Below are 12,800 nucleotides of genomic sequence, written 5' to 3'. Positions count from 1 at the left end.
CGCGCCCGGGTCAGAACATGCCGCTGCCCGGGCCGGCCGCTCCGGCGAGCCAGAGGATCGCCAGAAGCGTGTCGATGGCGCCCAGAACGAGGGCGACCAGGGCCGGTACCGAACGGTCTCCCGTCCAGCTGCGGCCCATCGCGAGCCATCCGCAGACGACCGCCGCCGGGCCGAGGACGATCCCCAGCACGAAGAATCCGGCGATCGCGCAGACGACTCCGATGATTCCGAGCGTCGCGCGATCCGGCCCGTTCCGTGACCACGTACGGCTACGTGAACGGGGGTACCCGCGCGTTCCGTGTCCGAAGCCCGCCATCATCAACTCCTCGAACCCCTGGCCGAGTTGGTGTTCCGAAGGGGTTCACGGAATCGGGTACCCCGGTTCCGCCGGGCAAGTCACCCGCTTCTCGCGCTTCTTCGCGGGGTCCGGGTTCTCCACGGACGTCGGCCCTCTCGGGGCTCCGGTCCTCCGCCGGCTTCGGCTCGAGGGCTCCGGCCGCCGCGCGGGTGATTCCGCTGCCTGCGCGCTGCCCCCCTCCAGCAGCGCGCCGCAGCCGGTCGCCCTCCCTCCCCTGCGGAGGACGTGACCCACTGTGACCCGCGGTGCGCGGCCGGGTCGAGCGATCTTCGGCGGAGTCACCCTGATGGGGGAACCGGGCCGGTCCGCCCCGCGGGGACCGGCCCGGACCGGCCGTCAGATGTGGCCGACGCCCGCGCCCGCCTCGGCGTTCTCGCCGCGCTTGGTGAGCAGCGCGACCAGGACCGCCACGGCCGCGACCCCGGCGGCGACCAGGGAGGCGAGGCTCATCCCGGAGACGAACGTGTCGTGCGCGACCGACGTGATCTTCACGGCGAACGCCTCGGGCGTGCCCTGGGGCACCGGGGCGACACCGACCTGGACCGCCTCGGAGGCCTGGTCGAGCTGGGCCGGGGTGAGCGGCGGGAGTCCGGCGTCCTTCCAGTTGCCCGCGAGGTCGTTGTCGACCTTGGAGGCCATCACGGCGCCGAGCACGGCGGTGCCGAGGCTGCCGCCGATCTGCATCGCGGCCTGCTGAAGACCGCCGGCCACACCGGAGAGCTCCATGGGCGCGTTGCCCACGATGACCTCCGTGGCGCCGACCATGACCGGCGCGAGGCCGAAGCCGAGCAGGGCGAACCAGAGCGACATGGTGGCGCTGCCGGTGCCCGCCTTGAGCGTGGACATGCCGTACATGGCGACCGCGGTGGCGACCATGCCGCCGGCGAGCGGGATGCGCGGGCCGAGCTTGGTGATCGCGAAGCCCGCGAGCGGGGAGCCGACGATCATCATGCCGGTGAGCGGCAGCAGGTGCAGACCCGCGTCGATCGGGCTCATGCCGTGCACGTTCTGCAGGTAGAAGGTGACGAAGAACAGGCCGCCCATGAAGGCGATGGCCATGAGGACCATCAGGACCACGCCCGCGGACAGCGGGACGGAGCGGAACAGCGTGAGCGGGACGAGCGGCTCGCTCACCCGCGTCTCCCAGAAGGAGAACAGGGCGAAGCCCAGGACGGACACACCGAGGAACGCCCAGGTCCGGCCGTCGCCCCAGCCCCATGTCGGCGCCTTGATGAGCGCCCAGACCAGGCAGAACATCGCGCCGGACAGCAGGGCGATGCCGAGGAGGTCGAAGGAGCGCGGCGCCTTGGCCGCCCGGTGGTCGGTCAGGATCAGCAGGCCCAGGAGCAGGGCGAGGGCGCCGACCGGCACGTTGATGAAGAACACCGACTGCCAGTTGACGTGCTCGACGAGGACACCGCCGAGGATCGGGCCGCCCGCGGTGGAGGCGCCGATGACCATGCCCCAGATGCCGATGGCCATGTTGAGCTTCTCGGCAGGGAAGGTGGCCCGCAGCAGGCCCAGCGCGGCCGGCATCAGCAGCGCGCCGAACAGGCCCTGGAAGACGCGGAAGGTGACGACGGCGGCGATGCTGTGGGACAGGCCGATGGCCCCCGACGCGGCGGCGAAGCCGGTCACGCCGATGAGGAACGTCTGCCGGTGCCCGAAGCGGTCGCCGAGCTTGCCCGCGGTGATCAGGGCGACCGCGAGGGCGAGGAAGTAGGCGTTGGTGATCCACTGCACGTCGGCGAAGCTGGCGTGCAGGTCCTTCGCGATGGCCGGGTTGGCGATCGCCACGATGGTGCCGTCGAGGGCCACCATCATGACCCCTACGGCGACGGTGATCAGGGTGAACCACGGGTGGCCGCGCAGCCCCCCGGCCGGAACGGGGTCCGACGGACCGGCCGGCGCCCGGTCCCCCGGTCCCGTCGAGTCGATGGTGGTCTGACTAGTCATGCGTTCGAGGCTAATGTCAGCGACTGACAGTTGACAAACGAGTTCACTAGTCGGTAACTGACATGTCACCCCCGTATAGGCTGAACTGGGCAAACACTGGGACTCCGAGATCCGGGAGACGCATGGAGAGGGCGGGGACCGCCGAGGCGGCACCGCGGCCGGGACTGCGCGAGCGCAAGAAGCGGCGCACCCGGGACGCGCTGCTGCGCGCCGCGCTCGAACTGTTCACCACCCAGGGGTACGAGCGGACCACGGTGGACGAGATCGCCGAGGCGGTCGACGTCTCACAACGCACCTTCTTCCGCTACTTCGCGGGCAAGGAGGAGGCCGCCTTCGCCGTGCAGGAGATGGTGGAGGCGCACTTCGTCGAGTCGCTGCGCACCCGCCCGCCCGGGGAGGCCCCGCTGGAGGCGCTGCGCGGGGCCGTGCTGGAGGGCTGGGACACGATCAGCGACGCGGTCGGGGCGGTCGTGCCGGTGGAGCTGTACCTGCGCATGTTCCGGGTGATCGAGTCGACGCCCGTCCTGCTCGCCGCGCACCTGCGCCGCTCGGCGGAGACCGAGGAGCAGATCGCGCGGCTGCTCGCCGATCGCGAGGGGCTCGACGTGGCCGCCGATCCGCGGCCGCGGCTGGCGGTGGCCGTCTTCGGCGCGGTGATGAGGGTCACGGGCCGCCAGTGGAGCACGCGCGAGGACGCCGGGCTGGAGGCGATCCGGGCGCTCACGGCCGCGCACCTCGACCAGGTGGGACCCGCACTGACCGGGAACTGGCGCACGACCGCCCGACCTTGACGCGGAGTGCGCTCCACCGATCTTGAACCGGCGTACGGATGACCGATCTTGGACTGATGTACGGACTGGGAAACTTGTCGCCCCGGCCCAAACGTGATCCCCGTCACTGGATTCACGCGAGACCCTCCCGTTCTCCTAGTGTGTCCTCCCAGTGACTTCCTTCGACACCTCCCCGCCCCTGAACGTCTGGCGTGCGCTGCTCGCCCTGGCCGTGGTCTTCGTGATGCTCGCGACCACCGGCTGGACCGCCGTGCGCAGCCACCGCGGGAGCGCCGCCGTCCAGGCCTCCCTCTCCGCGTGGGAGCACGGGCGCCTGCACGGCCACCGGCTGCCGGACCCGGAGGCGTCGTCGGCCCGGCTCACCCGGTTCTTCGCGTCACTGACCGCCCGGGACGGTACCCGGCTCGCCCACCGCTATCCGCTCGCGGTCGGCAACATGAACGGCGCTCCGGTGCGGCTGCGCTACCAGGCGAACCGGGAGGCGCTGCGCCAGGCGCGCGCGGACGAGCTGGCCCGGATGCACGACGCCCGGCTCAGCCCGGCCGGACAGCAGGACGCGGGCCGCCGGATGCACCGCTACACCGCGCTGCTCGGCCAGGGCCGGCAGATCCTCGCCTTCGACCCCGAGGGGTCGGGCCGGGTCGCCGAGGTCTTCGGCGACCTCCAGCGGGCCGACCGGGTCTCCGTCGTCGTCCCCGGCGTCGACACCGACCTGCTCTCCTTCCAGAAGAGCTACCGCCCCTACTCGGCGCCGGTCGGCATGGCGAAGTCGCTCTACCGCGCCGAGCGCACGGCGCGGCCCGGGACACGTACGGCCGTGATCGCCTGGGCCGACTACACCGCCCCGAGCGGGCTCGGCGTCGACGCGGCCACCGCGATGCGCGCCGAGGAGGGCGCCGTCCGGCTGAACGCGCTGCTGCACGCACTGCCCGGGCGCTCGCCGGTGGCGCTGTTCTGCCACAGCTACGGCTCGGTGGTGTGCGGGGTGGCCGCGCGCTCGATGCCGCAGCGGGTGTCGGACGTGGCGGTGGCCGCCAGCCCCGGTATGCGGGTCCGCGACGCCGCGCAGCTGCGCACCTCCGCCCGGGTCTGGGCGATGCGCGACGCCACCGACTGGATCCAGGACGTGCCGTACCTGGAGCTCGGCGGGCTCGGCCACGGCGCCGACCCGGTCTCCTCGGCCTTCGGCGCGCGGGTGCTGTCGGCGCACGGGGCCGTGGGGCACGCCGGCTACTTCGAGCCGGGCACCGACAGCCTGACCAACTTCGCCGAGATCGGGGTCGGCGCGTACGACGCGGTGCGCTGCGCCCGTGACGACGACGGGTGCCGGGCCGATCTGCCCGGCACGGCGAAGGCCGGACGCGCGTAGAGACAGCAGGAACTGCGGTCCGCGCGAGGAGGGACGAAGACGCTCGTGCCGCCTACGATGAGCCGCATGGGTGACGTGCTGGCCGGATTTCATGCTGCCTGGGAGTTCGAGTCCGATTCCGTGCTCATCCGCTACGAACGGGGGATTCGAACACCGAAACTCTTCCAGGTGCTCGGTGAGCGCCGGATCCCGCTGGCCGCCCTCGCGGACGTGACGCTCGCCCCGGGCAGACGCGGGACCGTGGTGCTGCGCGCCGAGCCCAGAGCGGGCGCCGACCCGCTGATGGAGGCGGCCGCGGGACAGCTCAAAAGGAGGGCTGCGACCCCTACCGGCTGGTGCTGCCCGCCGAGCGCGAGACGCTCGCCGAGTACTACGCCGACGAACTGCGCGCGCACCTCACCGGCGCCGGTCCCGCCGAGCGCCATCTGGTGGCCGCGCCCGAGACGCCGCTGCGGTTCAAGGCGTACGACGGGAGGGCGTCCTTCGACGGCACGGCCGTGCGGTACCGGTGGTCGTGGACCGGGGCGTCGTCGGAGAAGTGGAAGGCCGGCGACCAGAGCTTCCCGGTCACCGGCCTGGGCGGGGTGGAGTGGCGCTCCCCCGAGGTCTTCGAGGGACATCTGCGGCTGCTGCCCCGCGACGCGGGCTCCACGCCGCCCCCGCAGCCGGACCGGGATCCGGCCGCGGTGGTGTTCGGGCTCGGCTACGGCCCGGTGCACGAGTCGCTGCCGTTCGCCGCAGCGGTGCTTGCGGCGGTGCGGGCCTGCGGGCCGGCCGCCCCGGCCCCGGTGCCGGTCCCGGCGGGGCGCCGCGATCCGTCCGACATCGCGGAGCGGATCCGGCACCTCGGCGACCTGCACCGGGCGGGGCTGGTGACGGACGAGGAGTTCTCGCTGAAGAAGGCGGAGCTGCTCGCGGAGCTGTAGCTCCGCCTTCGCCTGCTGCGGCCCCGGCCTGCTCCCGGCCGCTCGAACCGGCTGCTCCCGGCCGCTCGACCGGCTACTCCCGGCCGCTCGACGCGAACGACATGTCCGGGTAGCGGGTGCCCACGACCTTCGCCGCGATCGGCTCCAGCAGCGTCAGATCCTCGTCGGTCAGGACGATCCGGGTCGCCGCCACGTTCTCCTCCACCCGGCGCGGCTTGCGGGTGCCCGGGATCTGGACGACCGGCAGCCCGTGCACGGCGGACCGCTGCTGCACCCAGGCCAGCGCGACCTGCGCCGGCGAGACGCCGTGCGCCTCGGCGACGGCGCGGACCGGCTCCAGCAGGGCCGCGTTCACCGTGGCGTTCTCGCCCTGGAAGCGGGGCATCGTCCGGCGGAAGTCGTCGCTCGTCAGCTCCTTCGAGGCGTCGGTGAAGCCGCCGGTCAGGAAGCCGCGGCCGAGCGGCGAGTACGGCACCAGGGCCACGCCCAGCTCGCGGGCCGCCGGCACGACGTGCGCCTCGATGTCCCGGCTGAACAGCGACCACTCCGACTGCACGGCGGCGATCGGGTGCACGTCCTGCGCCGCCCGCAGCTCGTCGGCCGTGACCTCGCTCAGGCCCAGGTGCTTGACCTTGCCCTCGCGCACCAGCTCGGCCATGGTCCCGACGCTCTCCTCGATCGGGACCCGCACATCGCGCCGGTGCATGTAGTACAGGTCGATCACGTCGACGCCGAGGCGCTTCAGGCTCGCCTCCACGGCCTGACGGATGTACGGCGGGTCGTTGCGGATGATCCGCCTGGTCGGCTCGTCCGGCGGGATCGTCAGGGCGAACTTGGTGGCGATCACGACCTCGTCCCGGTGCGCGGTGAAGAACGGCGACAGGAACCGCTCGTTCTCGCCCGCGCCGTACGCGTCGGCCGTGTCGAAGAGCGTGACGCCCAGCTCCAGGGCCCGCTCCAGAGTGGCGCGCGACTCCCCGGCGTCCGACGGCCCGTAGGCGAAGCTCATGCCCATGCAGCCGAGGCCCTGGACACCGACCTCGGGTCCGTGGTCGCCGAGCCGTACCGTCGGGATCCTGCTGTCGCTCATGGAGTCCTCTCCGCTGTGTGCGGACGTCCGGCGTCCGCGTAGAAACCGATCTTCCGGTCCAGTACCGCGACCGTGTCCTGGAGTTCGGCGATCCGGGCCAGGACGTCCCGGCGGGTGGCCTGGAGCAGCTCGAAACGCTCGGCGTAGGTGCTCTCGCCCGCACGCACCAGCTCGGCGTACCGGACCATGTCGGCGACCGGCATACCGGTCAGCCGGAGCTTGCCGACGAGGTCGAGCCAGTCCAGGTCGCGGTTGGTGTAGCGGCGCTGGCCGGTGTGCGAGCGGTCGACGTGGGCCATCAGCCCGATCCGCTCGTACCAGCGCAGGGTGTGGGCCGTCAGGCCGGTGAGGGCGACGACCTCGCTGATCGTGTAGCCGTCCTGTCCGTCGGGGCGGGGGTGCCGCGGGCGCGGGGCGGCGCAGAGGTCGCCCCGCTCGGCGGCCGGCTCCGCGCCCTCCCCGGTCGCCTCGCGGGCCGCGGCCGTGGTCTGCATCACCGTCATGGCCTCCACGCTAAAACCTTGGAGCGCACTCGAAGCAAGCCGAACCGGTGAGAAAAGCACAGGACGCGCCGCCGGCGCGGTGGCTACCGTGCGGCCCATGAGTCTCGTACGACGTGCCCTGCCCGAGGACGCCGGGGAAGTGCTGCGGCTGCGCCAGGTGATGCTCGACTCCGTGTTCACGGCCGGCGGGTCCACCGACTGGCACGCCGAGTCCCTGCCCGCCCTGCGGGCCCGGCTGACCGAGCCCGACGGCGACTTCGTGGCGTTCGTCGTCGACCACCCGGAGCGGCCGGGGGCGCTGGCCGCGCTGGCGGCGGGGGCGCTGGAGTACCGGATCGGGCGGGCGGAGAACCCGCGCGGCCGGGTGGGGTACGTCTTCAGCGTGGCGACCGACCCGGACGTCCGGCGCCGCGGGTACGCGCGCGGGTGCATGGAAAGCCTGCTGGACTGGTTCCGCGAGCGCGACGCCCGGCAGGTCGACCTGAACGCGTCGGCCGAGGCGGAGCCGCTGTACGCCTCGCTGGGCTTCGTGCGCAAGCCCGACCCCTCGATGCGCCTGGCGCTGTGAGCCGCATAGGCTCGGCGTCATGTCGTTGAACAGCTTGGCGTCGATCGAGAACTGGCCGGTTCCCACCGCCTCGGCGGGTGTCGTACGGGCCGACGGGACGGTCCTCGGGACCCACGGCCCGGCCGGGCGGCGCTTCCCGCTGGCCTCGGTCACCAAGCCTCTCGCCGCCTACGCGGTGCTCGTGGCGTACGAGGAGGGGGCGATCGAGTTCGACGAGCCTGCCGGGCCGCCCGGAGCGACGGTCCGCCATCTGCTCGCGCACACCTCGGGCCTGGCCTTCGACGAACACCGGGTGACGGCCCCGCCCGGGGAGCGGCGGCTGTACTCCAACGCCGGGTTCGAGCAGCTCGGGGACCATGTCGCCAAGGCGACCGACATCCCCTTCGCCGAGTACCTGCGCCAGGCGGTGCTGGAACCGCTGGGCATGACGGCGACGACGCTGGACGGCTCCCCGGCGAAGGACGGCGTCTCCACGGTCGACGACCTCCTCCGCTTCGCCGCCGAGATCCAGGCGCCGCGGCTGCTGGACCCGCGGACGGTCGCGGAGGCGATGACGGTGCAGTACCCGGGCACCAAGGGCGTCCTGCCGGGCTACGGCCACCAGAACCCGAACGACTGGGGCCTCGGCTTCGAGATCCGCGACGCCAAGTCCCCGCACTGGACCGGCGCTTCGTCCTCCCCGCGCACCTTCGGGCACTTCGGCCAGTCCGGCACGTTCCTGTGGATCGACCCGGACGCGCGGGCGGCGTGCGTGGCCCTGACGGACCGGGCGTTCGGGCCCTGGGCGGTCGAGGCGTGGCCGCCGTTCACGGACGCGGTCCTGGCCGAGCTGCGCTGAGTCTCACGCCCGCGCCGCCATCTCCCAGGCGAGCAGCTCGGCGTCGGTCTCGGCGGCCGCCTCCAGGTCCTTCGCGTCCGTGATGCGGGCGGCGTCCCCCGGGCCCAACCGCTCGCCGCCGAGCCGCACTTCGCCGCGTACGACGTGGACGTACACGTACGCCCCGTCCGGCACCGCCGTCCGCTCGCCCGCCGACAGCCGCCGGACGTGGAGCATGGCGGCCGCCTCCGGCACCGCGTACGGCGTGGAGTCGGCGATGCCGTGGACGATCTCGTAGCAGGGGTCGCCGCCGGGCTCCAGCGGGGCCAGCCACATCTGCACGAAGGTCAGCGGCACCGTGCCGTCGTTGCGCTCCACGTGGCGGACGCCGCCCGCGGAGCTGAGCCGCTGCACGTCGCCGCGGCGGACCACCGTCTCGTGTCCCGTGGAGTCCCGGTGGGTCAGCTCGCCCTCGACCACCCAGGTGACGATCTCGGTGTGGCTGTGCGGGTGCTCGTCGAAGCCGGCGCCGGGCGCGAGGCGTTCCTCGTTGCAGGCGATCACCGCGCCGAAGCGGAGGTTGTCCGGGTCGTAGTGCGGGCCGAAGGAGAAGGCGTGCCGGGACTCGATCCCGGCCGCCGCCTCACCGCCCTCGTAGCGCTCTGCCGCGCGCCGTACGTCCATCACGGACACCACCGTAGCTCCGGGCCGAACGGGCCGGTCCCCACCCGGCGGCACGTGCCCGAGTCCCGATAAGGCAGTCTTGTCCCCGTGCCCGAACCCGAATCAAACACGCCCGAGGCCGCCGCGCACGGCATCCATACGCACGCCGCGACCCTGAGGCGGCTGGAGAAGTCCTCCGGATCTCTCGCCGCCCAGGCGATCGCGCGCATGGACGAGACGCTGCCGTGGTACCGGGCCATGCCCCCGGAGAACCGTTCCTGGATCGGGCTGGTCGCCCAGGCGGGCATCGCCGCCTTCACCGAGTGGTTCCGGCACCCCGACGCCCCGCAGGCGATCTCCACCGACGTGTTCGGGACCGCGCCGCGGGAGCTGACCCGGGCGATCACGCTGCGGCAGACCGTGGAGATGGTGCGCACCACGATCGAGGTCATGGAGTCCGCCATCGACGAGGTGGCGGCCCCCGGGGACGAGTCGGTGCTGCGGGAGGCGCTGCTCGTCTACGCCCGCGAGATCGCCTTCGCCACCGCCCAGGTCTACGCCCAGGCCGCCGAGGCACGCGGTGCCTGGGACGCCCGGCTGGAGTCCCTGGTCGTCAACGCCGTCCTGTCGGGCGAGGCGGACGAGGGGGCCGTCTCGCGCGCCGCCGCCCTCGGCTGGAACTCCCCGGAGCACGTGTGCGTGGTGCTGGGCACCGCCCCGGACGGCGACTCCGAGCTGACCGTCGAGGCCATCCGGCGGGCCGCCCGGCACGCCAAGCTCCAGGTCCTCACGGGCGTGCTCGGCGACCGGCTGGTCGTCATCGCGGGCGGCAGCGACAACCCGCTCGCCGTCGCCAAGTCGCTGATCGGCCCGTATGCCGCCGGCCCCGTCGTGGCCGGCCCGATCGTGCCCGACCTGCTGGCCGCGACCCGCTCCGCGCAGGCGGCGGCCGCCGGGCTGAAGGCGTGCTCGGCCTGGCAGGACGCCCCGCGCCCGGTGCTGGCGGACGATCTCCTGCCGGAGCGCGCGATCGCCGGTGATCCGAGCGCCCGCGAGCAGCTGGTGGAGGAGATCTACAGACCGCTGGAGGAGGCCGGCTCCGCGCTGCTGGAAACGCTCAGCGTCTATCTGGAGCAGGCGAGCAGTCTGGAAGGCGCGGCCCGAATGCTCTTCGTTCACCCGAACACCGTGCGCTACCGGCTCCGACGTGTGACTGATGTCACCGGCTGGTCACCCTCCGATGTACGATCCGCCTTCACACTGAGGATCGCGCTGATCCTGGGGCGTCTGGCCGATGGAGATCCTCAGGCCTAAGGTTTTGTCGGAGGCCCACAAAACCCCTTCGTGTTCTTCGTCCCTGTCCCCACGGGCGGCCGTGCCCGTCCCCAAGAGAGAGTGTGAGAGTGCTCGTACTCGTCGCTCCCGGCCAGGGCGCCCAGACGCCCGGCTTCCTGACTCCCTGGCTCGAACTCCCCGGTGCCGCCGACCGCGTGGCCGCCTGGTCGGACGCCATCGGACTGGACCTCGCCCGTTACGGCACCCAGGCCGACGCGGACGAGATCCGCGACACGGCCGTCGCCCAGCCGCTGCTGGTCGCCGCCGGACTCCTGTCGGCCGCGGCACTCGGTGACATCTCGCCGGGCGCGGTCGCCGGCCACAGCGTCGGCGAGATCACCGCCGCCGCCTTCGCGGGCGTCCTCGACGACGTCTCCGCGCTGACCCTGGTGCGCAAGCGGGGCCTGGCCATGGCCGAGGCCGCGGCGATCACCGAGACCGGGATGTCGGCGCTGCTCGGCGGCGACCCCGAGGTGTCCGTCGCGCACCTGGAGAAGCTGGGCCTGACCCCGGCGAACATCAACGGCGCGGGCCAGATCGTCGCCGCGGGTACGCTGGAGGAGCTCGCCGCGCTGGCCGAGGACAAGCCGGAGGGGGTGCGCAAGGTCGTCCCGCTGAAGGTGGCCGGCGCCTTCCACACGCGTCACATGGCCCCCGCGGTCGACCGGCTGGCCGAGGCCGCCCGGCAGCTCACCCCGGCCGACCCGAAGGTCGCCTACGTCTCCAACAAGGACGGCGGGGCCGTCGTCACCGGCGCCGAGGTGCTCGACCGCCTGGTGGGCCAGGTCGCCAACCCGGTCCGCTGGGACCTGTGCATGGAGACCTTCAAGGAGCTCGGTGCCACCGCGCTCGTCGAGGTGTGCCCCGGCGGCACGCTCACCGGTCTCGCCAAGCGCGCGCTGCCCGGTGTGAAGACGCTGGCGTTGAAGACCCCCGACGACCTCGACGCGGCCCGCGAGCTCATCGCCGAGCACACCCGCGCCTGACGCCCTAAGGAGCCGACCGATCATGTCGAAGATCAAGCCCAGCAAGGGTGCCCCGTACGCGCGCATCCTGGGCGTGGGCGGCTACCGCCCGACGCGGGTGGTGCCCAACGAGGTGATCCTCGAGACGATCGACTCGTCCGACGAGTGGATCCGTTCGCGCTCCGGCATCGAGACCCGGCACTGGGCGTCGCCGGAGGAGACCGTCGCGGCCATGTCGGTCGAGGCCGCCGGCAAGGCGATCGCGGACGCCGGGATCGGCGCCGAGCAGATCGGCGCCGTCGTCGTCTCGACCGTCTCGCACTTCAGCCAGACCCCGGCCGTCGCCACCGAGATCGCCGACAAGCTGGGCACGGACAAGGCCGCCGCCTTCGACATCTCGGCCGGCTGCGCGGGCTTCGGCTACGGCCTCACCCTCGCCAAGGGCATGATCGTCGAGGGATCGGCGGAGTACGTGCTCGTCATCGGCGTCGAGCGGCTGAGCGATCTGACCGACCTGGAGGACCGGGCCACGGCCTTCCTGTTCGGCGACGGCGCGGGCGCTGTCGTGGTGGGCCCCTCGCAGGAGCCCGCGATCGGCCCGACCGTGTGGGGCTCCGAGGGCGACAAGTCCGAGACGATCAAGCAGACCGTCCCGTGGGACCGCTTCAGGATCGGCGACGTGTCCGAGCTGCCGCTGGACAGCGAGGGCAACGTCAAGTTCCCCGCGATCACGCAGGAGGGCCAGGCGGTGTTCCGCTGGGCCGTGTTCGAGATGGCGAAGGTCGCGCAGCAGGCGCTGGACGCGGCCGGGATCAGCCCGGACGACCTGGACGTCTTCATCCCGCACCAGGCCAACGTGCGGATCATCGACTCGATGGTGAAGACCCTGAAACTGCCGGAGCACGTCACGGTCGCCCGTGACATCCGCACCACCGGCAACACCTCGGCCGCCTCGATCCCGCTCGCGATGGAGCGGCTCCTGGCGACCGGGGAGGCGAAGAGCGGCGACACCGCGCTCGTCATCGGCTTCGGGGCGGGTCTCGTCTACGCCGCGACGGTCGTTACCCTCCCCTAGGCACTCCGTGCCGGATCATGCATCCGGAACGGACACGCACCAACCTGCCGCTGCCGCGGCGGGCGCCACACCCTCTGGATATCTACGAAGGAGCGCCGACATGGCCGCCACTCAGGAAGAGATCGTCGCCGGTCTCGCGGAGATCGTGAACGAGATCGCCGGGATCCCCACCGAGGACGTCCAGCTGGACAAGTCCTTCACCGACGACCTGGACGTCGACTCGCTGTCCATGGTCGAGGTCGTCGTCGCCGCCGAAGAGCGCTTCGACGTCAAGATCCCGGACGAGGACGTCAAGAACCTCAAGACGGTCGGCGACGCGACCGACTACATCCTCAAGCACCAGGGCTGATCGACCGATCACCTGGGCTGAGACCCCAGGCCCCG

The 12,800-nt window shown here is 72.5% G+C and carries 13 protein-coding genes and 1 pseudogene; 9 read left to right on the top strand and 5 right to left on the bottom strand.

Going from position 1 to position 12,800, the window contains the following annotated elements; genetic code table 11:
- Positions 1-10: 10 nt before the first annotated feature.
- The gene (locus ACF1A5_RS14085; RefSeq protein WP_392193139.1) at positions 11-319 is read right to left on the bottom strand and encodes a small hydrophobic protein; all 309 of its coding nucleotides are present in this window, start codon (positions 317-319) and stop codon (positions 11-13) included.
- Positions 320-694: 375 nt separating this feature from the next.
- Positions 695-2,314: an MFS transporter gene (locus ACF1A5_RS14080; protein WP_392193079.1), complete on the bottom strand. Its 1,620-nt coding sequence runs from the start codon at positions 2,312-2,314 to the stop codon at positions 695-697.
- A 122-nt stretch (positions 2,315-2,436) separates the two neighbouring features.
- On the opposite strand from ACF1A5_RS14080, the gene ACF1A5_RS14075 reads away from it, so the two are divergent.
- The 3 genes and pseudogenes from ACF1A5_RS14075 (at position 2,437) to ACF1A5_RS14065 (ending at position 5,400) form a co-directional block, all read left to right on the top strand.
- Entirely contained in the window at positions 2,437-3,105 is a 669-nt protein-coding gene (locus ACF1A5_RS14075; RefSeq protein WP_392193078.1) for a TetR family transcriptional regulator, read from the top strand.
- Between the two features lie 151 nt (positions 3,106-3,256).
- Complete coding sequence (locus tag ACF1A5_RS14070) at positions 3,257-4,474, top strand: alpha/beta hydrolase (protein ID WP_392193077.1); 1,218 nt, start codon at positions 3,257-3,259, stop codon at positions 4,472-4,474.
- A 66-nt stretch (positions 4,475-4,540) separates the two neighbouring features.
- Positions 4,541-5,400: pseudogene (locus ACF1A5_RS14065) on the top strand (DUF4429 domain-containing protein).
- Positions 5,401-5,473: 73 nt separating this feature from the next.
- On the opposite strand, the gene ACF1A5_RS14060 reads toward ACF1A5_RS14065, so the two are convergent.
- Both ACF1A5_RS14060 and ACF1A5_RS14055 read right to left on the bottom strand, forming a co-directional pair.
- On the bottom strand, positions 5,474-6,490 hold the full coding sequence (locus tag ACF1A5_RS14060) for an aldo/keto reductase (protein WP_392193076.1): 1,017 nt from the start codon (positions 6,488-6,490) through the stop codon (positions 5,474-5,476).
- On the bottom strand, positions 6,487-6,993 hold the full coding sequence (locus ACF1A5_RS14055; RefSeq protein ID WP_392193075.1) for a MerR family transcriptional regulator: 507 nt from the start codon (positions 6,991-6,993) through the stop codon (positions 6,487-6,489). The genes ACF1A5_RS14060 and ACF1A5_RS14055 overlap by 4 nt, the downstream gene beginning before the upstream one ends.
- A 97-nt stretch (positions 6,994-7,090) precedes the next feature.
- Between ACF1A5_RS14055 and ACF1A5_RS14050 the strand changes: the two genes are divergently transcribed.
- Positions 7,091-7,561 (top strand): GNAT family N-acetyltransferase, encoded by a 471-nt coding sequence (locus tag ACF1A5_RS14050; protein ID WP_392193074.1) that lies wholly within the window; start codon positions 7,091-7,093, stop codon positions 7,559-7,561.
- 19 nt (positions 7,562-7,580) lie between these two features.
- Positions 7,581-8,399, top strand: a complete 819-nt coding sequence (locus ACF1A5_RS14045) for a serine hydrolase domain-containing protein (RefSeq protein ID WP_392193073.1) — start codon at positions 7,581-7,583, stop codon at positions 8,397-8,399.
- A 3-nt stretch (positions 8,400-8,402) separates the two neighbouring features.
- Here the strand turns inward: ACF1A5_RS14045 and ACF1A5_RS14040 are convergent, their stop codons facing one another.
- Complete coding sequence (locus ACF1A5_RS14040; RefSeq protein ID WP_392193138.1) at positions 8,403-9,062, bottom strand: pirin family protein; 660 nt, start codon at positions 9,060-9,062, stop codon at positions 8,403-8,405.
- 87 nt (positions 9,063-9,149) lie between these two features.
- Here ACF1A5_RS14040 and fasR point away from each other — a divergent pair, with 87 nt between their 5' ends.
- The 4 genes from fasR (at position 9,150) to ACF1A5_RS14020 (ending at position 12,765) form a co-directional block, all read left to right on the top strand.
- Positions 9,150-10,355, top strand: coding sequence for a fatty acid biosynthesis transcriptional regulator FasR (gene fasR, locus ACF1A5_RS14035; protein WP_392193072.1), 1,206 nt, complete (start codon positions 9,150-9,152; stop codon positions 10,353-10,355).
- 89 nt (positions 10,356-10,444) lie between these two features.
- Positions 10,445-11,362: an ACP S-malonyltransferase gene (locus ACF1A5_RS14030; RefSeq protein WP_392193071.1), complete on the top strand. Its 918-nt coding sequence runs from the start codon at positions 10,445-10,447 to the stop codon at positions 11,360-11,362.
- 22 nt (positions 11,363-11,384) lie between these two features.
- Positions 11,385-12,416 (top strand): ketoacyl-ACP synthase III, encoded by a 1,032-nt coding sequence (locus ACF1A5_RS14025; RefSeq protein ID WP_392193070.1) that lies wholly within the window; start codon positions 11,385-11,387, stop codon positions 12,414-12,416.
- Between the two features lie 100 nt (positions 12,417-12,516).
- On the top strand, positions 12,517-12,765 hold the full coding sequence (locus tag ACF1A5_RS14020) for an acyl carrier protein (protein ID WP_135785772.1): 249 nt from the start codon (positions 12,517-12,519) through the stop codon (positions 12,763-12,765).
- Positions 12,766-12,800: the final 35 nt, after the last annotated feature.

It is taken from the genome of Streptomyces sp. NPDC014864 (assembly GCF_043081525.1).
In the GTDB taxonomy this organism is placed as follows: Bacteria; Actinomycetota; Actinomycetes; order Streptomycetales; family Streptomycetaceae; genus Streptomyces.
Note: the sequence above shows the minus strand (reverse complement) of the source record. Positions and strands in the feature narration are given on the sequence as shown.

What these genes read in the sequence shown, in the direction of transcription:
- ACF1A5_RS14085 (WP_392193139.1), bottom strand. Translation starts at nt 319, where the DNA reads ATGATGGCGGGCTTCGGACACGGAACGCGCGGGTACCCCCGTTCACGT.
- ACF1A5_RS14080 (WP_392193079.1), bottom strand. Translation starts at nt 2,314, where the DNA reads ATGACTAGTCAGACCACCATCGACTCGACGGGACCGGGGGACCGGGCG.
- ACF1A5_RS14075 (WP_392193078.1), top strand. Translation starts at nt 2,437, where the DNA reads ATGGAGAGGGCGGGGACCGCCGAGGCGGCACCGCGGCCGGGACTGCGC.
- ACF1A5_RS14060 (WP_392193076.1), bottom strand. Translation starts at nt 6,490, where the DNA reads ATGAGCGACAGCAGGATCCCGACGGTACGGCTCGGCGACCACGGACCC.
- ACF1A5_RS14055 (WP_392193075.1), bottom strand. Translation starts at nt 6,993, where the DNA reads ATGACGGTGATGCAGACCACGGCCGCGGCCCGCGAGGCGACCGGGGAG.
- ACF1A5_RS14050 (WP_392193074.1), top strand. Translation starts at nt 7,091, where the DNA reads ATGAGTCTCGTACGACGTGCCCTGCCCGAGGACGCCGGGGAAGTGCTG.
- ACF1A5_RS14045 (WP_392193073.1), top strand. Translation starts at nt 7,581, where the DNA reads ATGTCGTTGAACAGCTTGGCGTCGATCGAGAACTGGCCGGTTCCCACC.
- ACF1A5_RS14040 (WP_392193138.1), bottom strand. Translation starts at nt 9,062, where the DNA reads ATGGACGTACGGCGCGCGGCAGAGCGCTACGAGGGCGGTGAGGCGGCG.
- ACF1A5_RS14025 (WP_392193070.1), top strand. Translation starts at nt 11,385, where the DNA reads ATGTCGAAGATCAAGCCCAGCAAGGGTGCCCCGTACGCGCGCATCCTG.
- ACF1A5_RS14020 (WP_135785772.1), top strand. Translation starts at nt 12,517, where the DNA reads ATGGCCGCCACTCAGGAAGAGATCGTCGCCGGTCTCGCGGAGATCGTG.